This is a genomic window from Calidithermus terrae (assembly GCF_003574345.1).
Lineage (GTDB): Bacteria > Deinococcota > Deinococci > Deinococcales > Thermaceae > Calidithermus > Calidithermus chliarophilus.
In genome coordinates this window covers 1-23,345 of record NZ_QXDL01000009.1, presented here as the reverse complement: position 1 = coordinate 23,345, position 23,345 = coordinate 1, and the positions used below count along the sequence as shown (strand labels likewise).

Sequence of the window (23,345 nt, the reverse complement as noted above, 5' to 3'; positions counted from 1 at the left end):
CCATACTGCTCCCATTCTAGTGAGGCAGGGATGCTTGTTTCATATGATCCTCACGCCAGACTCCTCCGGTAGGTCAGCGCCTCGGCCAGGTGGGCTTCTCCGATCCCCTCTGCCCCCGCCAGGTCGGCGATGGTGCGGGCCACCCGCAGGATGCGGTCGTAGCTCCTTGCGGTGAGGGCTAAGCGTTTGGTGGCCGCGTGTAAGAGGGCCTCACCGGAGGGGGAAAGGGGGGTGTGCTGGCGCAGGGCCCGGCCCAGCAGCTCGCTGTTGAGCTTCCCCTGGCGGGCCTTCATCCTTTCCCTTGCCGCCAGCACCCGTTCTCGCACCGCTGCGGTGGACTCGCCCTCGGGGGCTCGAGCCAGCTCCTCGGGGGTGAGGCGGGGCACTTCCACCACCAGGTCGAAGCGGTCGAGGAGGGGGCCGGAGATGCGGCCGGCGTAGCGCATTCGCTGGGCGGGGGTGCAGGCGCAGTTGCGCTCGGGGTCGCCGAACCACCCGCAGGGGCAGGCGTGTGCAGGGCAATCGGGGTATTCCCGCTCAGGTGGGGTACCTTCTGCCCCGCAAGAAGCCGGGGCCGTCGGGGAAAGAGGAAGTACGGGCTGCCCTGCTCGAGGAGCACCGTCGGACAGGGGCCAGCCCCCGCAGTCTGGCCCGGAAGTACGGGGTGAGCAACGGGACGGCCTGGCGGTGGGTATTCGGCCAGCGCGACCTTCTCAAGAGAGGCTCCTGACCCTCGTACCCCTAGCCCTGCCCCGATGCGCTATGGCAGAGGTTAGCGCCTCTGGTTCAGGGCAAAGGCAAGGGAGCTCCATCCCGCTAAGCGAAGTGTTACCTCGAGGAGGCTGTCTTCCTGGTACTGCAGGGAGGGCGGCCCTGGGGGGATACTCCTCCGGGTTGCCCACCGGGGAGGATGGCTGGCACTTACAAAACGGGGCAGCAGGGGGGTGTGAGTAGAGCTGCCGGGGAATGGTTGAGGGCTTTGCATATGCCAGTACGCCAACCTAGGCGGACGCGACCCCAGGCCGATCACAAACAACCCGCGCTCACCTCCGCCCCCGCCAGTCCAGCCGCAAGGGGACTAGCACCAGCGAGACCAAACAGTACAGGACCAGCACTGCGATCGTAACCAGGGTGCCAGGGTCCAGCTCCCCCACCAGCGACCCCCTGAGGGCCAGCGCCGAGTGGGTGGTGGGCCAGAGGTAGGCCAACAGCCGCAGCGGCTCCGGCAGTACCGAGGGGGGATAGTAGACCGGGGCGAAGAAGATGATCACGGTCTGGAGAATCTGGGTGAGCAGGCTGGCTACCTGAGCGGTGGGGCTGTAGAAGCCGATCACCGCACCGAAGCCGGCCATGGCGTAGGCCGAGAGCAAGAGAACCAGGACGCTCAGCCCGGTAAACGGCACGTGAAAAAACACCACGGCCAGAAACCCAATCAGGAGGGTGGCGGGCAGGCTCAAAAGCATTCCCCGGGTGGTAAGGGCGGCGACGAAAGCTCCTTTGGAGAGAGGCAGGGCGGCGTAGTAGTCGAAGGCCTGGAGTTCCTTCAGGTAGCCGATATGCTGGCCCAGCGAGAGCATCCCGGCGAAGCTCAGGCTCATCACCAGGCTACCTACGATCAGGTTCTCTGCGGCAGACGGGGCTTGGGGCCCGATCAGGAACCACAGGAAGGCCAGATAAGAGAGGCTGACGAAGCTGGCTTGCAGCAGGTACCAGAACCACTCCTCGCGCAGCACGAAGAGCTCGGCCCTGAGCAGCCAGAAGAAGTCGCGTAGGGTTTTGGCTGGGCCAGCGGGGAGGGGAAGCTCGGATGGAATGGTAGAGTCAGACCTCGACTTCACTTACACCTCCGGTTTTTTGAGCAGTCAGCAGCACATACACATCGTCCATGCTGGGGGTGACCAGGCGGAAATCGTCCAGAGCCTCCATCCCCACCTCCTCCAGCACCCGGCCCAAAAGCGCTTGGGCCTCCTCCGGCCTGGCGGTGAGCTCAAAGAAACCGGGCCTGGGGTTACGACAGTCGGGCAATGTCCTAAGCCGAGCCTCGGCCTGGAGGAGATAGGGCTCCTTGACCCGAACCTCCAGACGCACCCGCTCGCTCACCGTCCGCTTGAGTTCCCCTGGGGTGCCCAGGGCCACCAGACGCCCGTGGTTGATGAACGCCACCCGCTCCACGTAACGCTCGGCCTCGGCCAGGTTATGGCTGGTGAGCACCACCGTCACCCCCTGGCTGCGCAGCTCCTCCAAGAACTGCCACAGCCGCTGGCGGTTGGCCGGGTCCAGCTCGTTGGTGGGTTCGTCCAACACCACGCCTCGAAGCTTCCCCATAAACGCCGACAGCAGGGTGGGTAGGCGCACCTGTCCCCCGCTAAGCTGGGCCAGCCGCCGCTTGGCAATGGGCAGCAGGTCGAAGCGCTCCAGCAGGGCCTGAGCCTGTTGGTGGGCTTTTAACACCGAAAAGCCCCGCAGCACCCCGGCGTAGACCAGCACCTCTGCGACGCTGTAGTTGCGCAAGATAGGGGCCCGCTGGCCATAAAAGCTGACGTGGCGCGGCACTGCCCCAGGGTGGCGCACCACGTCGTGGCCCAGCAGCTCGATCTGCCCGGAGGTGGGCCTCAGGAGCCCGGTGATCTGGCGCACCAGGGTGGTCTTCCCGGCCCCATTGGGCCCGAAAACCCCCAGGATCTCCCCCTGGCGGATGTCGAGGGAGATCGCGTCGTTGGCCAGCACTCCCCGCGCCCCGTAGCGTTTGGTGAGCTTGCGGATGACGTAGAGGTTCACAAGCTACCCTCCTGCTCCAGGATCGGCTGGGGCCTGGGTGAAGATAAGGGGCGAGCCTGGAAGACGGGAACGGGATTGTGCACGTTTGGATTCATAGCTTCCAGCAAAACGTGTTGGGAGGTTTCAATTCACCCTATACCCCTCAGCCTGCAAGCGCCAAAGCTCGGCGTAAACGCCATTGTGGCGCAACAAAGCCTGATGCGAACCCTCCTCCACCAAACGTCCCTCCCGCAGCACCAGAATCCGGTCGGCCATCTGGACCGAGGCCAGCCGATGGGTAATAAGGAGCACCGTCTTGCCCTGGGCCAACTCCGCAAAGCGTCCGTAAAGGTGAGCCTCTTCTTTGGGGTCGAGGGAGGCGGTGGGCTCGTCGAGGCGGTTTTTCCAGTCAATGTGCTCTAGAAATACTAAACCTGCATCGCGATTTTGCTCTGTGGCTCTCACCACGTATAGCTTGCGGTCATCGCGACCAAGCCATCGCTTGATCAGATCCTCTACCTCGTTGGGGGAATACCCCAGGAATGGCTGGATGATGGCATACTCCACCACCTGCGGCTCAGCGTACCACCTCTGGATTGCAGTTGCATCGCTGAGGTCCACAGGCCTCAGTTGTACGCGCTCCTGACAAATCATAGTCACCCGGAGAGCTCCTCCTTTTCCTCTGCCTGTCTTTTGACCTTTGCAGCAAGGTACAAAACTGCCCCCATGCCGCAAACGGCGAGCGAAGTGATTTGCAAGGCCCCGGCAGCGCCCAGGGCGCTCGAGAGCGGCCCAACCAGCGCCAGTACCGGCAGCACCCCCAGGGCCAGGCTCACGTTCACCAGGCTGAAAACCCGCCCCAGAAACGGCTTGGGCACTGTCGCCTGCAACAGCGACTGGGTGGCCACCCCGGAGATGTCGAAGAGGATGCCGCTGAGGAAGAAAACCGCCAGGAGCATGGGAAACGTGGGGAAAGTCGCGCCTAGCAGCATAGGGGCGGCCAGCAGGGTGTTAAGCAAGACCACCAGCGGAAGGCTGGGAATGCCTTTCTTTAGAGCCCCCAGCATAGCCACCCCCACCACGCCCCCCAGGGTGAGGCTGGTATACAAGAGCCCCAGGCCCGCGGCCCCGATCTGGGCCACCTCCAGCGAGATGGGCACCATCACGATCTCCACCACCCGCCAGAACAGGGAGGTGAGCATGGAGAGCACCAAGATTATCACCACCGTTTGGCTGGTCACGGCAAAACGCATTCCCTCGGCGGCCTCGGCCCAGAGGGTGCTGCCCTGGCGGGGCGGGGCCGCGCCGAGGGCCGCGGGCAGACCGTGCGCGGCGTAGGCCACCGCGGCAAAGGTGAGGGCATCGAAGACGAAGAGTCAGACCGGGCCCACCAGGCCGTAGAGCAGGCCGGCCAGGGCCGGGCCCAGCGAGGCCGTTACCTTGCTCAAAACCACCCGCAGGGCGTTGGCCGAGACCAGGGCTTCCTTGGGCACCAATGAGGGCACCACCGCAGCCATGGCGGGGCTGACCATGCCCTCCACGGTCTGGATCAGGAACTGGACTTACGCGGCCTCCACCTGCACCGGTAACAGAGGGCTCAAATCCAGGCTCAGCTTACCTGCGATGAGTCTCCGTCGGCATTGGTAGAAACTCAACTTCAGCCGCTCTCGCTGACACTCGATGAGCCCATAGGCCACCAACCCCAAGGCCAGATGGGCCAGCAGCCTGGCCCTACGCCAGTGCCGATGCCCCGTCCACCCCAGTTCCTGCTGAAGCCCCCGGAAGATCTCCTCAATCGCTTGCCGCAACCGGTAGATCTCCCTCATCCCCACCCCCCACCATCCCTCCCGATCCGTTCCGTAAAACTTCCCCCCACGCTTGAGCACCCCCACGGCAAAGCTCAGGCCCCTCAACCTCCCCGCCTTGACCCAACGGGTCCCCCATGCCTCCTGAGCTGAACACCGTCCAGCACACAGTTAGACCTGAGCCTCGTGACAAAAGACCAGCCATGGGCATGGAGCCACTCCAAGACCTGCCTCGCCGCGTACCAAGCGTCAAACAGTACTCCTTCCGGCTGAAAACCCTGCTCCTCCGCCCAATCCAGCAGGGCCAGGTCCAGCTTGCTCTCCTCCCCGAAGTAGGGCAGGAAGGCCAAGGGAATCCGCCGCTTCCCGTCCGTCCACCCCAGCACCACCAGGGACAGCCCAAACACCCAAGCCCCCGTGGAGGTGTCCCGGGCCTTCTTCAGGCCCAGCTTGCCTGAGCGGTAGCGCTGGATGAGGACGTCATCAAGGATGAGGTAACCTCGGTTCAGCCCGCCCACCCCTTTGCAGAGCTCCAGGGAGAGTTCAAAGAACAAGGCCAAGGGTTGGTTCAGGGCCCGGTAGAGGGTGTCGTGGGCGAAGTCTTGGTCCTCAGCCATGGCCAGGGCGGAGGTATTGATGGGGCTTTGGGCTAAAGCTTCTAGAGCGCGCAAAACGGGGCGTGGTATCCTATCTTCGGGCCTTCTCTGTGACATGAAGGCCCATTTTATCTACTCATATCCTCGGTGCGTAAGTCCAGTCAGGAAGACCAGCGGGTAGACCAGCAGGGGCTCCAGGAGCACCAGGACCAGGCTGGCCGAGAGCAGCGCGCTCAAGAGGTAGCCCCCCACCAGGGCTCGGCGCCGATCCCAGCGGTCGGCCAGGGCGCCGGTGAAGGGCTGGAGCAGGAGCCTCGAGGCCACCCGCACCGCCCATACGCCAGCCAGCGAGGCCACCGACCCGGTGGCGGTGAAAACCGCCACACTCAGGGCCAGTACCGTGAACTGACTGCCCAGGCTCGAGAAAGCGGTGGCCCAGAGCAGCCGGACGTACAGGGGGTGCTCCAGCGCAGGGTAGTGTCGGTTTAACCAGGCACGGATGGGATTCGCTCTCAAGTTAGACCCCAGACTTGCATCCGCAAAAAACGCTACCCACCCATGCGGGCATCTCAGTACGTTCCTAGCGTGCCCTGTTGCCGCGCCCTCCGGATGGCGCGTTGAAAGAATCCAATCCCTAGCGCCAGGTAGGCCAGCGCGTTGATTCCAGCAAGAAGCAGGAGATCCCAGCCGGGGGCTTCGCTCCGCCCCAAAAGGAGGCGCAGGGCCGCGACTGAAGGCGTCATGGGTAGGAGGTAGCCCAGAGCATTCCAGGGCCAGGCCAATGCCTCAAAGCGCACTAGGAAAAGACCCAGGAAGAGGAACTGGAGGAGGCCCAGGAGCTGACCCACCCGCTTGTAGACCAGCGCTAGGCCTCCCAAAACTAGCCCCAGACCCAAGCTGCCAAAAGCCAGGGTTCCGAGGGGGAGGAGGGTCAGGGGAGGGAAGTTCAGCTGAGCCCCAGAGGTGAGGAGGATCGCCAGGACGATTGGAATGACCAGGAGGCCGATCTGGAGGAGGGAAAGGAGGGCCCGAACCAGTACCACACCCAACAGGCCCGGGCGGGTGAGGGCCAGTTGTTCCAAAAGCCCTGCCAGGGCCTCTTCGGCCAGATTAGAGGCGGTATGCGAGAGGAGGGAGAAGGCCAAGGACCAGGCGATAAGACTCACCACCAAAGCCTCCAGTCGCTCCCCAAAAAGGGCGGGACCAGCTAGGTAGCGAACCCCGGAAAAGAAAAGGGCAAAACCCACACCGGCCCCAAGCACACCCCCTAGAAGCTCCAGGGGGTAGCGGGTGAGCGCTCTCAGGAAGCGCCATAACTCTATGTAGACTACCCGAAGCACTGTCTTCTCCTTTCCCTGAGTACGCGCCAGAAGAGCCCCGCGAGGGAGAGGCTCTCTTGTTCCACCCGCTCGAGGGGCAGGGGATCTAAAATCCTGAGCACTTCCCAGAGGGTTTCCTCTCCCACCACCCGAACCACCTTCCCCTCTACCTCCGCCCCGAGGGCTTGGAGCTGAGCCAGGCGCGAGTCCCCTATCCCCAAAGTAAGTCCAAGTTCTATCCGATAGACGGCTCGAGGCGAGCCTTTCAGCACCTCTTGGGTCCTTCCCTCCAGGGCTACCTCGCCCTCCAGCAGGATGGCCACCCGATCCGCCACCGCCTCGGCCAGATCCAGTTGGTGGGTGGTGAGGAGGATGGCCTTGCCCTCTTCCTTGAGCCGCAGCAGCCAGGCGCGGATGGCCTCCTGAGCCTCGAGATCCACCCCCAGCGTGGGCTCGTCCAGGAAGAGGACAGGGGGGTCGTGCACCAGGGCGGCAGCCAGGGCTGTCCGCTGCTGCTGGCCCCGAGAAAGGGTACCCACAGTCTGATGGGCCTTCCCCTCGAGTCCCACCGTCTCCAACAGCTCCAGCCCCCGCCGCCGGGCTTCCTTGGGGTTGAGGCCGCGCAGGGTGCCGAAGTAGATGAGGTTCTCCAGGGCGGAAAGACGCCAATAGAGGTTGCGGCTGCCCTCCAGCACCGCTCCCATCCAGGTTCGTTTCCCTTCCACCTGCACCTCCACCCTCCCCCCGTCGGGTTCCACCAGGCCCGCCAGGATTTTGACCGCGGTGGTCTTCCCAGCGCCGTTGGGGCCCAAGAGGGTCAGGATCTCCCTGGGATACAGCCCCAGGCTGACCCCCTTCAAAGCCTCGAGCCATCCTTTCCCTTTGGGATAACGCTTGTGCAGGTCGTGGGCCTGGAGTATTGCCCTGGAAGGGTCGGGGGTTTGTATGTTTGGCTTCATAGGCGGCTCATGCGGTGCGGGCGGCTTCCATGCCGGGGCATATGAAGTCTATATGGGCCCCGGTGACTCCGTCGCCTACGGCAAAATGAATGCCGCGGGCACCCTCATTGAGAACAGAGTTAACCCTCCAATCAAGGCCATAAGCGTCCAAACCGGGATTGTTGCTTATCGCCATTTCCACCAACATAAGCTCGAGCTGAGGATTGGAGAGTTCTCTTATCTCATCCGTGAGGTCGGCTCCGTCTATAGAGCGCACCTCTTTTAGCTGTGAGTTTTCTATCTTGATCTTCAACGGAAATCTTTCTTCCCTGATAAGTCCGCCCAGCAACTGCCACGCCCTGACGGGTAGACAAGTGAGTTGATTGGGCATAATTCTGTGATGGGCAACCGCTACCCCTGGAACCTCTACTTCGCCGCTCACCACATATCCTGGATGGAAAAAATCTTCATTGTCCGGAATCATGGCTATTTCGAAGAACATACCTATCGCTTCCCACTCACCCGGTAGCAGGCCTGACTGTGTCCGGGGAAGCATAAGATCTAGCCTCTCCTTGAGGGTTACCTCCAGCTCACCGTATGCACCCTTGAATATAAGGCGCTGTACTTCACCCTTCTCCAGGATAGAAATCCACTTGGCATTTTCCTTTGTGGCCTGTACGAAATCTGAAGAGGTCAACAACTTGAGTGTGTAAATGGACGCCTCGAGAGAGGGATCAAAAGCAACTAGGGGTACAATCAACACTCGGCTACCTTTGAAAAAACGCTCGAGTCGAAAAAAAGAGAGCCCATCCCCTGTAGTAGGCAAAAGAACCACATTTTTGTATCGTTGTTTGGGGAGGTCTATAACCTCATCTAAAAGGGAAGCTCCTAGGTTGTGAGCTCTTAGCCAGGAAACGAAGTTTAGATCATCTGTGACAAAAAGGGGTTTGGACGAGCCAAAAACAGGCGCCAGGGATTGTTCTAATTTGACTTTCAATTCGCCTTCCATTACAACCTCCTGGGACTGCAGCCGCAACATAGCAATAGGAAAGACTAGTTTAGATCCCCGCCCCGCAAGGGCAGCTCACCAAAGGGACACGAGCAGAGGCTGGGTTGAGCGCAGATGACGAATTTACCCACGAGTAGGACACCGAATAGCTGTAGCCAAAAAAGCCTACTACAGGCTTGCCAGAGGACGCCTCGCCAAGGTTACTCAGTGGATCAGCGTAAGGCCTAGAGACCCTTTTGTGATGACCTTCCGACACAAATCTAAGCAAGCGTGGGGCTTTTAGCTTGAGCTGGATGGTCTTCTCCATCTCGATCACCTCCTAGAAACAAAATGTGTTGCGGCTGCAGCCCTTCTTTTTTATAGCACCCCCAGGTAACCAAACCCCCTCTCAGAATGGTTACGTTCTCAACTCATTTTGGTCACCTTTTCTCTCATTTTGGTTACCTTCTGACCGAGTTGGTTACCTTGCCCTTGCTAGGGTGAGGGTATGCGCAGGGGGAGATGGTTTTTGTTGTGGCTGATCCTGCTGGCCTTGGGTTGGAAGGAGTTGGGCTACGCCTGCAACCGCCCCGACTGCCTGCCCCCAGGGGTGGTGCGCTCCGGCGGGCCTAGCGGTACTGGGCGCTGAGCCGCTGCACCCAGGCCCAGACCGCCGGGTGGCGGGGGTCTTGCGGGGACAGGCGATGTAGGAGGGTCTCCCAGAGGAGGAGGTCATCCGGGATTCGCTGGACCAGGCGGTACAGTAGCTCGGGGTCGGGCTGTTGCAGGACGGCCTGTTTGAGTTGCTCTTCTATGCGGTGGCGCAGGAGCTCGATGCCAGGGGCCTGGCTTCTGGGTAGCAGCGGCCCCTGGTAGAGGGCCAGGGCTTGGTAAAGCTGGTTTTGTTCCAGGGCTTCCTGGAGCTTCAGGAAGTCGGCCTCGATGGGGCTGAGGAGCCGGTAGGGGCGGCTTGGGATATCGAAGCCCTGCTGGCGCAGCCGGCAGAGTTCGCTCCTGAGGGCCTGGGGGTTAGGTTCGGGGTAGAGTGCTCGGGCCAGGGACTCGCCTGTTATGCCTTCAGGATGAGCCAGCAGCAGGGTGAGAAGTTCCAGGCTGCGGGGCCTGAGGGCGGGGCAGCCCTGGAGCTGGGCTTTGCCCAGGGCTTGCAGGTAGGGGGTGGTCAGGCTGATGGAGGGTAGTTCTGCCGGCAGAAAGACGGCGCGGGCCTCGGGGCGGAGGGCCTGGGCCATCTGGCGATAGGGGGCGAGCAGGGGGGCTCCCACAAGGGCGCAGAGGTGGCTCCGGGCCATCAGGGCTTCCTCCGCCCCCTCGGCTTCCAGGGTGGGGAGGCTCTCTTCCAGAAGGGGGCGGGCCTCGGGCTCTGGGAAGCGGTAGAGCCCTTCGGCCAGCAGCAAAAGGGCCTGGGGCAGGGCTTGGCTGGAAGGCTGGGCTTTAGCCGCCCGCAGCCGGCGGGCCACGAGCGTCTGTTGGGAGGGGTGGCCTTTACAGAGCCGCACCAGCAGGGGCAGGTCGTAGGCCAGCAGGTGGGGGTTTGGGTTATGTTCCCAGAGGGTCTGCAGCAGTTCCGGTCTGGCCTCCCCCTGCATCCCCTGCATCCCCTGCAGCAGCAGGCTGAGCCAGAGGGCGTAGTAGCGCACCCCCGGGGACTGATGGGCAAGCAGCGGCGGGAGGGCCTGCGCCAGCGCAGCGAGGGGCTCCTCTCCGACATAAGCCAGTAGGGTGAGCTCCTCCAGGCGGTAGTAGGGCTGCCCAGGGGCCAGGAGGGCGGCCAGGCTGGCGTGGGCCAAGGCCTCCGCAAAGCGCCCCAGTCCCCGCAGGGTGCGGGCCAGGGCGAAGGCCAGGCGGGCCTGCTCCTCGGGTGGGGCGCCCTGGGCTTCCAGCTGGTGAAAGGCTTCCTGCAGGGCCAGAAGACCCTCGGCGGGCGGGAGCGAGAGGCCCAGGTGGTAGAGCGTCAGGGGAGTCTGGGCCACTTGGGCGGCGGCCAGGGCCAGGCGGCGGTAGGTGGCGTGGTCGCCTTGCCGGAAGGCGGCGAAGCCCAGGAGGGCCAGGCGTTCGGCGCTTTCTGTCTCCTCCCGCGGCTGCCAGGCCTCCAGCAGGGCCGTGGCCTCGGTGGGCTTTCCCAAGGACAGCAGGGCCAGCGCGGCGGTCTGGGGTTCACCCTGCTGCTGGGCCAGGGCCAGGGCCTCGGCGTAGCGGCCCTGATGGTAGAGGGCCAGGGCGTCCATGGGGGGAGTATAGCCCAAGGGAATTACGGGCCGGGCCGCACCTGCCGGATGAAACCCCCAGGGCTTAGCACCCGCAAGGGCAGGTCTCCCCGGCTCATCAGGGGGCCAAAGTGCCTTAGGTCGCCGGTGAGCAGGATCTGGGCCTGCGCGCGCAGGGCAGCTCGCAGCACCGGGCGGTCTTTCTCGGGTAGCGACTCGAACAGGGTTTTCAGGGGTTCATCGGAGGGAGGGTCGGTTTCCTCTGGCTCTGCCACCAGCTGTACCCGCTGCATCAGCAAGGGGAGCCGGGGTGCGGCCTGGGGGCGTTTGCGCTCGAGGTTGAACTCCGCTTCCATCCGGCACAGCGGGCTGGTGAACAGCTCGAGCCGCCCCCGCTCGGCCAAAAGCCAGATCAGCCGGAATACCTCGCCCCCCAACGCTGCCGAGAAGAGCACGTTGGCGTCTAGAAAAACCCGCACTATAGCCCCCAGGCCCGGCGGAAAGCAGCCAGCTCCTCCTCGCTCGCCTCAGCGGCCTGGGTGAACTCCCGGATACGCTCCTCGGTGTAGGCCTCCACAGGGAGCACCCGGGCCGGCTCCAGCACTACCCTTCCTTCCTCCACCCTGAGCAGCAGGGCATCCCCCGCTTTGAGGCCCAGGGCCTTCCGTATGGCGGCGGGCAGGGTCACCTGGCCCCTGGGTGAGAGTTGGGTGATGGTTTTCACGCAATTCAGAATAGCAGAAAATCAGATAAATACCTGTGAGCCCTCACCCCAGGCTCCGCCGGTAGGTGAGCGCCTCGGCCAGGTGGGCTTCCTGGATGGGTTCTGAGTTCGATAGGTCGGCGATGGTGCGGGCCACCCGCAGGATGCGGTCGTAGCTCCTTGCGGTGAGGGCTAAGCGTTTGGTGGCCGCTTGCAAGAGGGCCTCGGAAGAGGGGGAAAGCACCGTGTGTTGGCGCAGCGCTCTGCCGAAGAGTTCGCGGTTGAGCTTCCCCTGGCGGGCCTTCATCCTTTCCCTTGCCGCCAGCACCCGTTCTCGCACCGCTGCGGTGGACTCACCCTCAGGGGCTCGAGCCAGCTCCTCAGGGGTGAGGCGGGGCACTTCCACCACCAGGTCGAAGCGGTCGAGGAGGGGGCCCGAGATGCGGCCGGCGTAGCGCATTCGCTGGGCGGGGGTGCAGGCGCAGTTGCGCTCGGGGTCGCCGAACCACCCGCACGGGCACGGGTTCATCGCGGCCAGGAGCAGAAACCGGGCCGGGAAGGTGAAGCTGGCCCTGGCCCGCGAGACGGTCACGGTCCCGTCCTCGAGCGGCTGCCTGAGCACCTCCAGCGCGTCGCGCGAGAACTCGGGGAACTCGTCCATGAACAGCACGCCCCGGTGGGCCAGCGAGATCTCGCCCGGCTTGGGCACCGAGCCCCCGCCGATGAGCCCGACGTCGGAGATGGTGGCGTGGGGCGCGCGGTAGGGGGGCGTGCGGATGAGCCCCCCGCCCGCGAACTTGCCCGCCGCCGAGTGGATGCGGGTGACCTCGAGCGCCTCCTCCCGCCCCAGCAGGGGCAGCAGGCCGGGCATCCGCTTGGCGAGCATGGTCTTGCCCGAGCCCGGCGTGCCCACCATCAGCAGGTGGTGACCCCCGGCGGCGGCGATCTCGAGCGCCCGCTTGGCCTTGGCCTGCCCCTTCACGTCGAGCAGGTCGGGGACGGCCTCGAGCGCCTCCACGGCGTCGGGGGGCGGGGCCGGTTCCAGGGCGCGCTCCCCGGTGAGGAATTCGACCACCTGCCGCAGGCTCTGGGGGCCGTAGACCTCGACCCCCTCGATCAGGGCCGCCTCCCGGGCCGACGCGGCGGGCATGAGCAGCCTGAAGCCCTCGGCCAGCGCGCCCAGGGCCAGGTTGACCGCGCCGGGCACCGGGCGCAGCTCCCCGTCGAGCCCCACCTCCCCGGCCGCCGCGACGCCCTCGAGGCCGGCCTGCGGCACCACCCCCTGCGCGCACAGCAGACCCAAGGCGATGGGCAGGTCGTAGTGGCTGCCCTCCTTGCGCTGCTCGGCGGGGGCCAGGTTGACCACCACCCGTCCCTGCGGGTAGGGGAGTCCCGCGTTCTTCAGCGCCGCCCGCACCCGCTCGCGCGACTCTTCCACGGCCTTGTCGGGCAGGCCGACGACGGTGTAGCTGGGCATCCCCGCGGAGACGTCCACCTCGACGGTGACGGGAACGGCCTCGAGGCCGTAAAGGCTGTAGGTTCGCACTTGGGCAAGCATCCGACTCCAGAGTTTATCCGAAAGATGCCGTCCTGTCGTGTCGGGGGGGTGTTGACAGATGATGTCAAATAATGCAATTTTAATGGTGAATAGGAGGTTTTGATGGTAGATGACGAAGTGCTGACCCTCGAGGAAGCCGCGGCCCTGCTCAAGGTCAGCGAGACGCTGGTGTACCAGCTCGCGCGCTCGGGCAGCCTGCCGGGGCGCAAGGTGGGGCGGGAGTGGCGTTTCCTGCGCTCGGCGCTGCTGGAGTGGCTCAGGGCCCCGGCGAAGGAGGACGGCGTGAAGGAAGGCGTGGTGCAGCTCGACAAGTTCGGCGGGGAGTACAAGGTGGAGAACGGCCGGGAGCACGTGGCGCTGTGGCTGCCGCTGAGCCTGGAGGAGAAGGAGCGGCTGCTCGAAAAGGCGCTGCGCGAGGAGGTGAGCCTCAGCGCGATGGTGGCCGATTATCTGCGGGAGTGGCTCGAGAAGTAAGCGCGGTCCTTGATGGGGCGCGCGGGCTCAGTAAAATGGCGGGATGCGCCTTCGGCTGACCCTCGGGAGTGCCCTCTCCCTGCTCCTTTCGGGCATCATCGCCGCGAGCCCGGGCGGCCTGCTGCCGCAGTGGCAGGAGGTCTTCGACCCGGGCTCGAGGCTCTCGCTCTACTTCAACTTGTACCTGGGCGGGCTGCTGCTGGGCCTGACCCTGGCCCGCCTCACCCCCGTGCGGCACCCCTGGTTCCCGATGGCGATGGTGCTGGCGGGGCTGGGGCTTCTGGGCGTAGCCTCGGCGCAGAGCTTCGACGCCGTCCTCTGGGCGGCCCTCCCGCTGGGGCTGGGCGTGGGCGCGATCAACCTCAGCGGCAACAGCCTGCCCGGCGACCTCTACCCCGAGCGGCGCATGATCGTGCTGAGCCAGGTCAACGCGGCCTTCGGGGTGGGCGCCATCGCCACGCCCTTCCTGGTGAGCTTCTTCCCCTGGCGCGAGGTGCTTACGGCCTTCGCCGTGCTGGCCTTCCTGGGCGCGGCGCTGGTGTGGAAGGCCCCCGCCAGCCGGCCCCCGGCGGCGGATGGGGGGCACCCCGGGAACGGCTGGCTGTGGCTGCTGGTGCTCGCCATCGGGCTGTACGCGGGGCTCGAGCAGGGCTTCGCCACCTTCTCCGGGGCCTACCTGACCGAGCTGGGCTACCCCACGGCCCTGGCCGGGGCCCTGCTCTCGGCCTACTGGGTGGCCTTCACGGCGGGCCGGCTGCTCATGGCCTACTGGGTGGCCCGCGACCCCCTGCGCCACCTCACCTGGCTGGTCTGCGGGGCGGTGGGGGTGGCCTTGCTCTACTTCCTGCCGCCCCTGCCATTGCTCTTCCCCCTGGCGGGCTTCCTCATCGGGCCGGTGTTCACCACCTTGATGGCGTTGGGGCAGGGCCGGGCGGGCAACGCCGCGGTGGCCTACGCGCTCTACGCCGGGGCCAGCGGCAGCACCCTGGTGCCTGCGCTGTTCGCCCTGCTGCCCGTGGCGGGGATCCCCTGGGGCCTGCTGCTGGTGGGGCTGGCCCTGCTGGCCCTCACCCAGCGCCTGAGGAGGCTCGATGCGCGCACTGCTCTTTGACCTCGACGGCACCTTGGCCGACACCGACCGCCTGCACGAGCGGGCCTGGCTCGAGTCCCTCCGCCCCTACGGCATCGAGGGCGACCACGCCTTCTACCAGGAGCACATCAGCGGCGGCCTCAACCCCGAGATCGCGGCGCGGCTGCTGCCCCACCTCCCCGAGGCCGAGCGCGCCGCGCTGGTCGAGGCCAAGGAGCAGCGCTTCCGCGAGCTGGCGCAGGGCCTCGAGGGCCTGCCCGGGCTGCCCGAGCTGTGGCGGTGGGCCGGCGAGCGCGAGCTGGCGCGGGGGCTGGTGACCAACGCCCCGCGCCGCAACGTCGAATTCCTGTTGCGGGCCCTGTCCCTCGAGTTCGACCTCGTGGTGCTGGCCGAAGAACTGCCCACCGGCAAGCCCGACCCCCTGCCCTACCGCGCCGCCCTCGAGCGGCTGGGGCTGGCCCCCGCCGAGGCCCTGGCCTTCGAGGACTCCCCCTCCGGCGTGCGCTCGGCGGTGGGCGCGGGCATCCCCACGGTGGGCCTGACCACCGGCCACGACCCGAGGGGGCTCGAGGAGGCCGGGGCTTTCCTGCTGATCCGGGACTTCAGCGACGGGCGGCTGTGGGAGCGTCTGGAAGAACTCTTTGGCGGCGGGTCGAGCGATTAATTTAGACCCCCTTCATTTTCTTGCAGAGCTCGACTAGAATTCCTCTCTAAATAGCCGGCTGATGGATATACTCCATCCCACGTCGGGCCGGTGGCGGCGTGTGCGGTGCTGTGCCGCCTGAAAGGACTCACCATGCCGAACCGGAGGTGGTTGCCCCTGCTGTTCGTGATCCTGGCAACCGGAGCCCTCGCCCAAGACCCCGCCTTCGAGGCCGTCCCCTGCCCGAAAGGGGTCCGGGCTACCCGTTGCGGCTACGTGCGGGTTCCGGAGGACCGGGCCAACCCGGTCCGGACCATCCGGCTGTCCGTTTACGTGGTGGAGAACCGGTCCCCTGGAAAGGCGCCCGATCCGGTGTTTTTCCTGGCGGGCGGGCCGGGGGAGCATGCCGCGATGTCCACCGTCCTGGCGGGGTTGTTCGACGACCGCGACTTCGTGACCTTCGACCAGCGCGGGGTGGGGCGGTCGCAGCCTGCCCTGGACTGCACCGGAGAATCCGCAGGCTCGAGCCCGAGCCTCCCCGGCGAGAAGGAGGCGGAGGAGGCGTTGCGGGCCCTGGAGGCCTGCGGGCGGCGGCTGCGCGCGGCGGGCATCGACCTTTCCGCCTACAACGCCACCGAGAGCGCCGCCGACGTGGAGGACATCCGCCGGGCGCTGGGCTACGGGAAGATCAACCTGGTCGGGGGCTCCTACGGCACCCGGCTGGCGCTCGAGGTCATGCGCCGCTTCCCCGGTGCCCTGCGGGCGGTGGTGCTCGACGCGGTGATCCCGCCGCAGGTAGACCGCCCCGTCGAGACCGTCCGTGCCGTCGAGGAGGCTTTCCTGGGCGTGATGGCCGCCTGCCGTGCCGACGTGTGGTGCCAGGCGGCCTACCCCGACCTCGAGCAGGCCCACGCCGAGGTCTACGACCGGCTGAGCCGCCAGCCCCTCACCGTGCCCTATGGCCGTTCTACCGTCCAAATCGACGGCGACGGCTTCCAGTCGCTCGTCTTCCTCTCCCTCTATAGCTCCCTGACCATCGCCGAACTGCCGAGCCTGGTCTATGCCCTGCGCGAGGGCCAGACTGTGGCGCTGGCCCGTTCGACCGTCTGGCGGTTGCTTCAGAACATCTCTGGGGTCATCACCGTCGGGGCCTTCTTCGCCCACGAGTGCCGGGGCGAGATGGCCTACAGCAGCCTCGAGGGGCTGCGGGCGGCTTATGCCGAGTTCCCCCGCTGGCGGGGCTCACTGGGCAGGGGGCCCGGCGTATCGAGCGAGCGCGGCTTCGCCGTGTGCCGGGCCTGGGGCCTGACCCAGCCGAGCGGCGAGGAGAACAGCCCGGTGAAAAGCGACGTGCCTACCCTGCTGCTGGCGGGCCAGTTCGACCCGGTAACCCCCCCGCGCTGGCTCGAGCTGGCTGCCGAGGGACTGTCCAACGCCTACGCCCTCGAGTTGCCGGGCCAGGCGCACGGGGCAGGACTGGGCAGCGAGTGCGGGCACTCCGTCATAAGGGCTTTCCTGACCGACCCGTCTGCCCGGCCCGATGCCGCGTGTGCGGAGCGACTCAGGCTGTGGTTCAAGGTGCCTTAGGGCTGCCCGACGCCCGATACCCCTCCCCATCAGCCTTTACCCGACACCCGTTGCGCCCGCCCCACCACCCCGTATTACCCTAAGGTCCATGCGCAACCTCCTGATTCGCCTGATCGTCAACACGGTGGCCTTGTGGGTCGTCAGCTCGGTGTACGGCGGGGTGAGGTTCGCCCCGGGCAGCGGCCTGGGCGATTACCTGCTGGCGGGGCTGGTGCTGGGCCTGGTCAACACCTTCATCCGGCCCATCCTGCTGCTGCTGACGCTGCCCATCAACCTCCTGACGCTGGGGCTGTTCACGCTGGTGATCAACGCCGTGGTGCTGATGATCGTCGCGGCCTTCACCTCGCTCGACGTCGGGGGGTTCATCTCGGCCCTGGTGGGGGCGGTGCTCCTGACGGTCGTGAGCTACTTCCTCAACCTGGTCTTCGGGGACAAGCGGTAGGCTGCCATGACGCCGGGGGCCAACCGCCCGGCCCCCGGACTCTTCAGGCCGCTACCGGCCCCTCGATGCGGTTTTTCAGGGGTTTTATACCCGATTCGGTCCGTTCGTCACCGAACGGTGACGCCGCCCCGCCTTGGCGGGGCGGCCGGCCGAAGTTATCCGCGTAGCGGAGGGCGATACCGCCCCTTGGAAGGGAGACGCTTTCTTCGCCGACCGTCAGGGAGGGGTGGGCTCTAGGGTCCAAAAAGACAGCCTCCAGGGTTCTGGGTTGGATGATTATCTTTTTGAATCCGGTATTATACCGGCTTCACAAAGATACGCTTCAAATCCGTCATGAGGTACATCTTTGTGAAGCCCAGGGCACTCCCTTCGGCCGGGGTGGATAGCCTCCCATCGGGAGGCTATCCACCCAAACCGGGTATTAACGGGAGCCCGTGATGTAGGACTCGAGCTCGGCGATCATCAGCTCCTGCTCGCTCATGATGGCCTTGACCACGTCGCCGATGGAGATCAGGCCCACCAGGTTTCCCCCCTCGAGCACCGGCAGGTGGCGGATGCGCTTGCCGGTCATGAGCGCCATGCACTCGCCCACGGTGGTTTCGGGGCTGACCGTGATGACCTCGTCGGTCATGATCTCCCGCACCTTCGTCTCGCGCGAGACCCGGCCCACCAGCACCACCTTGCGGGCGTAGTCGCGCTCGGAGAAGATGCCCACCACCCGCTCGTCCTCCACCACCACCAGCGCCCCGATGTCGTACATCGCCATGCGCTCGAGCGCCTCGAACACGGTGGCGTCGGGGCTGATGGTGTGGACCCGGTTACCTTTGGCCAGGATGAGTTGCCGCACGCTCGAGGTCATACCCAAAACCTCCTCTGCCTGAGCGGGGCGGGCGACGGGAGGCCGTGGCCTCCGGGACGACGCGCGGTCTCAGGCTTTTGGTGCTTCCCAGTTTAGCAAAGCCGGGGGCGGTGGGGCTCAGGGCGGGGCGGTGACGACGTAGAGGCGGTCGGGGTGGGTGTAGCCCTCGAGCAGCAGGTCGCGCTCGTAGCGCATCCCCGCCTTCTCGGCCACGCGAACAGAGGCCGGGTTGTGCGGGTCGATCTGGGCGACCACGCGCCGCAGCCGTAGGGTGTGGATCGCGTAGGCCAGGAGCGCCGCGACCGCCTCGCTGGCGTAGCCCCGTCCCCACCTCGAGCGCGCCAGGCGGTAGCCCAGGGCCACCTCGGGCCTTCCCCCCAGGTCGGGGTGATGGGTGAGCCCGCAGTACCCGACCACCTCGCCGCTCTCCCGCTCGACCACCGCGTACGGGCCGAAGCCCCGCTGGCGGTAGCTCTCGAGGCACCCCGCCAGCCAGCCCTCGACCCAGGGCAGGTCGCGCACCCCGTGGTCGCTGAAGCGCATCGCCTCGGGGTCGCCGAAGACCGCGAGCAGGGCGGGCGCGTCGCGGGGCTCCAGGCGCCGCAGGAGCAGGCGGCGGGTCTCGAGGACGATCATCAGGCGTTGGGGCTGCGCGCCGCGGTGCCGCGGGGCCTCGCCTCCCGCACCGCCAGCGAGAGGGTGAGCGCGGGCACCAGCAGCAGGCCCAGCACCGCGAGGCTCGGGACGACCCCCACCCGCTCGATGATGGGGCCTACGACCCCGTACAGCAGCCCGGCGAAGCCCCAGGTGAAGCCCATCAGCAGCCCGGAGACGGTGGCCATCTGGGTGGGCTCGTGCTCCTGCGCCATCACCACCGCCACCGGGATCCCCGCGTTCATCAGGGCGCCGGTCACGGCCAGCAGCGGCACGTAGAGCAGGCTCTCGGGCGGGAGGGTGAGCAGCCCCACGTACAGCGGGATGGCGAAGGCCATGGTCCCCACCAGCACGTTGCGCCGCCCGAAGCGGTCGGAGAGGGTGCCGCCTAAGAAGGCCCCGGCGGTGGCCGAGAAGCTGTACACCGACAGCGCCAGCGCGGTCTGGGCGTCGGAGAGCCCGCGCTGGGCGAACCAGAAGGGGATGGTGGTGGAGAAGCTCATGAAGGTGATGCTGCGCAGCGTCGAGACCGCCCACAGCCGGGCCACCTGGCCGCGGAAGACCCGCGCCAGGTCGGCGAAGCTCGAGGGCTTGCCCTTCACGGCGGCGGGCGGGGCCTGCCGCAGCAGCAGCAAGGCCGGGACCAGCACGACGGGGATCAGCCAGGCCAGCGCCTGAAGCCCGCCCGCGTTGACCACCCCCAGCGAGACGATGGGCCCGAGCGAGAGGCCCAGGTAGCCGCCCGAGCCGAAGGTGCTCAGCCAGAAGCCCCGCCGCTCGGGGCTGGCGTACTGCCCCACCAGCGCCGCGCCGGCCGAGTGGAACAGCGCCGAGCCCAGCCCCGAGACGCCCAAAGCCACCGCCAGGGCCAAAGGGGTGGGGAAGAAGCCCATCAGGCCCCCGCCCAGCGCCACCAGCACCGGGCCCAGCGCGGCCAGCAGGCGGCGGTCGAAGCGGTCGGCGATGAGGCCCGCCACGGGCTGCAACAGGCTGCTGGTGAGGGAGTACACCGCCACCAGCACCGACACCGCCCCGTAGCTCACCCCGAAGGCGGCCTGCAGCTTGGGCAGCAGCGGGGTGAGGAAGGCCCCGAAGAGGTCGTTGGTGGCGTGCAGCCAGGAGAGCAGCAAGGGCAACATGCCGCCGAGCATACCCCCCGGTAGGGGAGGCGGATTGTCAACGAAGGACTATTCTAGGCTAGCGGCCCCGGGTGAAATTGGCACGGAGGAATTGCGCGTTCAAGCAGGCAATTCCTCGAGCTCGGGGGGCGGCGTCAGGCCCTGAGGGTTTGTGCTACAATCCCGGAGGTTGCGGTACTGCATGCGGCCTCGCTCGACCACGCTAATCCGGACCTAAGCAAGGGCGATTAAAAAGAAGTGGCGCGCCCGACAGGACTCGAACCTGTGACCTTTGGCTCCGGAGGCCAACGCTCTATCCAGCTGAGCTACGGGCGCACGCAGAAATGTAGGGTAGCACCGCTCAAGGAGGCAGTCAAGTGTTCGGAATCAGTAAAAGGGTCGTCGCCGTCATCTTCGGATTGCTCGTGGTGGCTTTCGCCATCGGGGCCATCCTGCTGTTCACCCCGCAGGGCCAGCAACAGGCCAAGGGCAAGGTCGAGCTCACCGTCAACGGCAAGCCGATCTACGAGACCGAGCTGGTGCGCTTCCGCTCCAGCGACCAGGTGCTCTCGGCGACCGCCGACCAGGAGGGCGTGCTCAAGGTCCTGGCCGAGCAGAACTTCTACAACAACCTCGTGCTCTACCAGGCCGTGACCCAGGACGCCTCGCGCATCCGCGTCTCCAGCAACGAGCTGCGCAAGGAGCTCGAGCGCATCAAGCAGCAACTGGGCATCACCAGCGACAAGCAGTGGCAGGAGACCCTGCAGCGCATCGGCTACACCGAGACCCAGGTGCGCAACGAGCTGCGCGACCAGATCCGCATCAACAAGCGCATCGAGCAGGTCCAGGGCGACATCGAGCCCACCGAGGAGCAGCTCAAGCTCTTCTACGAGCTCAACAAGAGCACCTACCGCAACGACGAGCGGGTCATCGCCCGCCAGATCGTCGTTGACGACAAGGCCACCGCCCAGAAGCTCTACGAGGAGGCCAAGGCCGGCGCCGACTTCGCCGAGCTTGCCAAGAAGAACTCGAAGGTGGGCGCCGACCAGGCGGGCGCGCTGGGCGCGGAGACCGGCAAGAGCGAGCCCAAGCCCGTGACCAAGGTGATCTTCCCGACCGCCGTGGGCGAGGCGGTGTTCAAGCTCAAGCAGGGCGGCATCACCCAGCCCGTCGAGTCGGCGGGCCGCTACTACATCGTCAAGGTCGAGCAGTACCTCCCGGCGGGCGAGTCCTCCTTCGAGGAGGTCAAGGACCGCGTGACCGAGGACGTGAAGAACCTGCTCAAGGAAGGGGCGCTCGAGCGCTACATCGAGGAGGTTCGGGCCAAGGCCAAGGTCGAGCCGGCCAAGGACTCCAGCGTCAAGCTCAGCGACCCCGTGGTGGCTAAGGTGGGCGACAGCGAGATCAAGCTCTCGCAGGTGCTGCAGCCGGCCTTCGCCAACCCGCAGTTCCCCAACTTCGTCGCGCAGGGCCTGGGCGACCTGGCCGTGCAGTTCTTCCTGCCGCAGACCCTCGACCAGCTCATCACCCGCGAGGTGGTGCTGGCCGAGGCCAAGAAGATGGGCCAGCCCTTCTTCGGCACCAAGGACTCCATCGTGCAGCAGGCCGAGAGCTACCAATCGCGCGGCGTCACCGCCACCGACGAGGAAGCCCGCAAGTACTACAACGAGAACAAGATCCTCTTCACCGAGCCCGCCACCGCCACCGTCACCGTCGTCAACTTCACCAAGGACCAGCAGGCCAAGGCCAAGGCCTTCCGCGCGGCGGCGCTCAAGGGCGGCAAGCTCGAAGACCTCGCCAAGGCCCAAGGCGGCAACGTGCAGGACTACGGCGTGGTGACCTCCGGCACCCTGCCCCCCGTCTCCAACAAGCTGGTCTTCGAGACCAAGGCCACCTTCCCCAAGAGCAACCTGGGCGAGGTGAGCGAGGTGGTCAAGCTCGAGGACGGCAGCTTCCAGGTTCTGCTGATCAAGGCCCGCACCCCCGAACGGGTCAAGCCCTTCGCCGAGGTGGCCCAGGAGGCCCGCGACAACGTGATCCGCACCAAGAAGGTCGAGGCGGGCAGCAAGTGGGTGGAGAGCCTGAAGAAGAACGCCAAGGTGGAGAACAAGCTGCAGGAGGTGCTCAAGCAGCTCACCCCGCCCCCCGCCAAGAAGGAGGAAAAGCCCGCCGACCCCAAGCAGCCCGGCGGCCAGACCACCCCTAAACCCGAAGAGAAGCCCGCCACGCCCGCCAAGCCCTGAGCGCTTCGTCCGGCGACCCTTCGGGCGGCCTTCGGGCCGCCCTTCTTCCGTCGCCCCCGGGGCGCTTCGTGCTTTCGGGCCTCTGGGCCCATGCTAGACTGATCTCATGGTGGACGCGGGGCTGGACCGGGCCTTCGAGAAGGTCCGGGCGATCCTCGAGGGCGACCTCGAGCACCCCGGCCTGACCCTCTACGACCTGCAAGAGCTCGTCGGCTTCCCCGGCCGCAGCGACGGCCCCCTCTCCTACAGCCTGCCCAAGGACAACGGGCTCGAGGGGGTCAACGCCGTGCGCTTCTTCTACTACCCCAAAGACCCCGAGGTCACCCTCATCGTCGAGGTGGAGGACAAGAGCCGCCGCCGCCACCTGCGCCACTTCAAGTGGAACGGCATCAGTTGGGTGGCCCCCCGCGGCTTCAAGGCCGACCTCACCGCCACCCGCGAGGTGGTGGGCGGGGTGGAGGAGATCGGCGGCGACTTCTTTTTGGGCTTCAGCCGCAACGAGGCCCGCGACCTCGCCGAGGCCATCCGCCGGGGCGAGGCGGTGGGGGCGAAGTACCTGCTGTGCCCCCGCGACAACACCCGCCTCTTCTACGCCCCCGGCGTCTCGGCCTCCGGGCTGCCCTGCCCCAAGTGCGGCAACACCACCCTGCTGTACAAAACCCTCACCTTCAGCGCCCCCGAAGACCGCATCGAGGCCCTCATCCGCGAGCAGCGGGCCCTGCGGGCGCAGCTCGAGGACCTCATGCTCTTCCTCAAGAGCCGCCTGGGCGGCCCTGAGCCCAAGGACAAATAAGCCCTACAAGAACCGCCGCCTCAGCTCGGGCGTGGGCACCATGCACTGCTCCCGCCGGCCGAAGATGCGGTAGCGGTGCCGGGCGACGAGCCGGTACACCCCGTCCCGCAGCGGCTTAGGGACGACCCGGAGGGCATAGGCCAAGCGCCAGACCCCGCCCAGCCGGCGGAGGATGTGCAAGGCCGCGTCGGACTCGAGGTACGCCCGCCCCCCCTCCAGCACCACCACGCTGTCGGCCAGGCCGCCCCGCTCGAGCAGCCCGTGCTTTCGCAACAGCGCCTGCCCCGCCTCCGACTGCTGCGCGGCGAAGCGGAACCGCCCGTGCGGGTCGCGCTCGAGGATGAACCGCACCGTGCCGTTGCAGAGGTTGCACACCCCGTCGAAGAGCACGACGGTCTCCATGGCTCGAGCTTAGCGCGGTTTAGGGCGAGGAAAAGTGGCTCGAGGGGGTTAGGGAGTAGGGGGTAGGGAGTCCGAGGCGTGTGGCTCGCGGCTCGTGGTTCAACCCCCCCCGGCCCTACCCGCGGGCGGGGAGGGTTTATCCCCCCAGCCC

25 protein-coding genes, 1 tRNA gene and 2 pseudogenes are annotated in these 23,345 nt (G+C 66.4%); 8 read left to right on the top strand and 20 right to left on the bottom strand.

The annotated features are described in order from the left end of the window. Window positions 1-50 precede the first annotated feature (50 nt). The 11 genes and pseudogenes from Mterra_RS02205 to Mterra_RS21720 form a co-directional block, all read right to left on the bottom strand. Window positions 51-509: pseudogene (locus Mterra_RS02205) on the bottom strand (magnesium chelatase subunit ChlI family protein); the annotation flags it as partial. Between the two features lie 534 nt (window positions 510-1,043). After that, window positions 1,044-1,838, bottom strand: coding sequence for an ABC transporter permease (locus tag Mterra_RS02200; RefSeq protein WP_119313672.1), 795 nt, complete (start codon window positions 1,836-1,838; stop codon window positions 1,044-1,046). Then, window positions 1,822-2,778 carry an ABC transporter ATP-binding protein gene (locus tag Mterra_RS02195; protein ID WP_119313671.1) on the bottom strand — a complete coding sequence of 319 codons (957 nt, stop codon included), beginning with the start codon at window positions 2,776-2,778 and terminating at the stop codon, window positions 1,822-1,824. Before Mterra_RS02195 ends, Mterra_RS02200 begins: the two co-directional genes overlap by 17 nt. Window positions 2,779-2,901: 123 nt before the next feature. Next, on the bottom strand, window positions 2,902-3,411 hold the full coding sequence (locus Mterra_RS22980) for a GNAT family N-acetyltransferase (protein ID WP_338025070.1): 510 nt from the start codon (window positions 3,409-3,411) through the stop codon (window positions 2,902-2,904). A gap of 2 nt (window positions 3,412-3,413) precedes the next feature. Then, window positions 3,414-4,100, bottom strand: coding sequence for an MFS transporter (locus Mterra_RS02185; RefSeq protein ID WP_119313670.1), 687 nt, complete (start codon window positions 4,098-4,100; stop codon window positions 3,414-3,416). Window positions 4,101-4,133: 33 nt separating this feature from the next. Further along, window positions 4,134-4,307: an MFS transporter gene (locus Mterra_RS02180; RefSeq protein WP_338025071.1), complete on the bottom strand. Its 174-nt coding sequence runs from the start codon at window positions 4,305-4,307 to the stop codon at window positions 4,134-4,136. 12 nt (window positions 4,308-4,319) lie between these two features. Next, a pseudogene (locus tag Mterra_RS02175) lies at window positions 4,320-5,275 on the bottom strand (transposase). Between the two features lie 15 nt (window positions 5,276-5,290). After that, on the bottom strand, window positions 5,291-5,542 hold the full coding sequence (locus Mterra_RS22125; protein ID WP_338025069.1) for a hypothetical protein: 252 nt from the start codon (window positions 5,540-5,542) through the stop codon (window positions 5,291-5,293). A 185-nt stretch (window positions 5,543-5,727) separates the two neighbouring features. Next, entirely contained in the window at window positions 5,728-6,498 is a 771-nt protein-coding gene (locus Mterra_RS22120; RefSeq protein WP_170159522.1) for an ABC transporter permease, read from the bottom strand. Then, complete coding sequence (locus Mterra_RS02165; protein ID WP_119313667.1) at window positions 6,486-7,436, bottom strand: ABC transporter ATP-binding protein; 951 nt, start codon at window positions 7,434-7,436, stop codon at window positions 6,486-6,488. Before Mterra_RS02165 ends, Mterra_RS22120 begins: the two co-directional genes overlap by 13 nt. A 7-nt stretch (window positions 7,437-7,443) precedes the next feature. Beyond that, window positions 7,444-8,424, bottom strand: coding sequence for a CgnE/CgnB domain-containing protein (locus tag Mterra_RS21720; RefSeq protein ID WP_147372503.1), 981 nt, complete (start codon window positions 8,422-8,424; stop codon window positions 7,444-7,446). A 487-nt stretch (window positions 8,425-8,911) separates the two neighbouring features. Between Mterra_RS21720 and Mterra_RS22115 the strand changes: the two genes are divergently transcribed. Then, entirely contained in the window at window positions 8,912-9,052 is a 141-nt protein-coding gene (locus Mterra_RS22115; protein ID WP_170159521.1) for a hypothetical protein, read from the top strand. Here the strand turns inward: Mterra_RS22115 and Mterra_RS02155 are convergent. From Mterra_RS02155 to Mterra_RS02140, 4 genes are read right to left on the bottom strand one after another with little or no spacing between them, the layout of a single operon-like run. Then, on the bottom strand, window positions 9,033-10,649 hold the full coding sequence (locus Mterra_RS02155) for a hypothetical protein (RefSeq protein WP_119313665.1): 1,617 nt from the start codon (window positions 10,647-10,649) through the stop codon (window positions 9,033-9,035). The genes Mterra_RS22115 and Mterra_RS02155 overlap by 20 nt on opposite strands. A gap of 23 nt (window positions 10,650-10,672) precedes the next feature. Beyond that, window positions 10,673-11,107 carry a PIN domain-containing protein gene (locus Mterra_RS02150; RefSeq protein ID WP_119313664.1) on the bottom strand — a complete coding sequence of 145 codons (435 nt, stop codon included), beginning with the start codon at window positions 11,105-11,107 and terminating at the stop codon, window positions 10,673-10,675. Then, window positions 11,107-11,352, bottom strand: coding sequence for an AbrB/MazE/SpoVT family DNA-binding domain-containing protein (locus Mterra_RS02145; protein WP_119313663.1), 246 nt, complete (start codon window positions 11,350-11,352; stop codon window positions 11,107-11,109). Before Mterra_RS02145 ends, Mterra_RS02150 begins: the two co-directional genes overlap by 1 nt. Before the next feature lie 43 nt (window positions 11,353-11,395). Beyond that, on the bottom strand, window positions 11,396-12,889 hold the full coding sequence (locus Mterra_RS02140) for a YifB family Mg chelatase-like AAA ATPase (protein WP_119313662.1): 1,494 nt from the start codon (window positions 12,887-12,889) through the stop codon (window positions 11,396-11,398). A 102-nt stretch (window positions 12,890-12,991) separates the two neighbouring features. Between Mterra_RS02140 and Mterra_RS02135 the strand changes: the two genes are divergently transcribed. The 5 genes from Mterra_RS02135 to Mterra_RS02115 all read left to right on the top strand — a co-directional run bounded on the left by Mterra_RS02135 (window position 12,992) and on the right by Mterra_RS02115 (window position 17,125). Further along, window positions 12,992-13,363, top strand: coding sequence for a helix-turn-helix domain-containing protein (locus tag Mterra_RS02135; protein WP_119313661.1), 372 nt, complete (start codon window positions 12,992-12,994; stop codon window positions 13,361-13,363). Window positions 13,364-13,406: 43 nt separating this feature from the next. After that, window positions 13,407-14,474, top strand: a complete 1,068-nt coding sequence (locus tag Mterra_RS02130; RefSeq protein ID WP_119313660.1) for an MFS transporter — start codon at window positions 13,407-13,409, stop codon at window positions 14,472-14,474. Further along, window positions 14,455-15,117: an HAD family hydrolase gene (locus Mterra_RS02125; protein ID WP_119313659.1), complete on the top strand. Its 663-nt coding sequence runs from the start codon at window positions 14,455-14,457 to the stop codon at window positions 15,115-15,117. The genes Mterra_RS02130 and Mterra_RS02125 overlap by 20 nt, the downstream gene beginning before the upstream one ends. Before the next feature lie 150 nt (window positions 15,118-15,267). Further along, a complete protein-coding gene (locus Mterra_RS02120) occupies window positions 15,268-16,683 on the top strand; it encodes an alpha/beta hydrolase (protein ID WP_170159520.1) in 1,416 nt (471 codons plus the stop codon). A gap of 88 nt (window positions 16,684-16,771) precedes the next feature. After that, window positions 16,772-17,125 (top strand): phage holin family protein, encoded by a 354-nt coding sequence (locus tag Mterra_RS02115; RefSeq protein ID WP_027891053.1) that lies wholly within the window; start codon window positions 16,772-16,774, stop codon window positions 17,123-17,125. Between the two features lie 421 nt (window positions 17,126-17,546). On the opposite strand, the gene Mterra_RS02110 is transcribed toward Mterra_RS02115, so the two are convergent. The 4 genes from Mterra_RS02110 to Mterra_RS02095 form a co-directional block, all read right to left on the bottom strand. Next, a complete protein-coding gene (locus Mterra_RS02110) occupies window positions 17,547-17,984 on the bottom strand; it encodes a CBS domain-containing protein (RefSeq protein WP_119313657.1) in 438 nt (145 codons plus the stop codon). A gap of 117 nt (window positions 17,985-18,101) precedes the next feature. Continuing rightward, complete coding sequence (locus Mterra_RS02105) at window positions 18,102-18,620, bottom strand: GNAT family N-acetyltransferase (protein WP_119313656.1); 519 nt, start codon at window positions 18,618-18,620, stop codon at window positions 18,102-18,104. Further along, window positions 18,620-19,777: an MFS transporter gene (locus Mterra_RS02100; protein ID WP_119313655.1), complete on the bottom strand. Its 1,158-nt coding sequence runs from the start codon at window positions 19,775-19,777 to the stop codon at window positions 18,620-18,622. The genes Mterra_RS02105 and Mterra_RS02100 overlap by 1 nt, the downstream gene beginning before the upstream one ends. A 238-nt stretch (window positions 19,778-20,015) precedes the next feature. Beyond that, window positions 20,016-20,092 (bottom strand) — tRNA-Arg (locus tag Mterra_RS02095). Window positions 20,093-20,133: 41 nt separating this feature from the next. Here Mterra_RS02095 and Mterra_RS02090 point away from each other — a divergent pair. Together Mterra_RS02090 and Mterra_RS02085 are read left to right on the top strand one after the other, a co-directional pair. Beyond that, on the top strand, window positions 20,134-21,999 hold the full coding sequence (locus Mterra_RS02090; RefSeq protein ID WP_119313654.1) for a peptidylprolyl isomerase: 1,866 nt from the start codon (window positions 20,134-20,136) through the stop codon (window positions 21,997-21,999). 106 nt (window positions 22,000-22,105) lie between these two features. After that, the gene (locus Mterra_RS02085) at window positions 22,106-22,792 is read left to right on the top strand and encodes a hypothetical protein (RefSeq protein ID WP_119313653.1); all 687 of its coding nucleotides are present in this window, start codon (window positions 22,106-22,108) and stop codon (window positions 22,790-22,792) included. Window positions 22,793-22,795: 3 nt separating this feature from the next. Here Mterra_RS02085 and Mterra_RS02080 read toward each other — a convergent pair whose 3' ends face one another. Continuing rightward, on the bottom strand, window positions 22,796-23,194 hold the full coding sequence (locus Mterra_RS02080; protein WP_119313652.1) for a thiol-disulfide oxidoreductase DCC family protein: 399 nt from the start codon (window positions 23,192-23,194) through the stop codon (window positions 22,796-22,798). Window positions 23,195-23,345 lie beyond the last annotated feature (151 nt).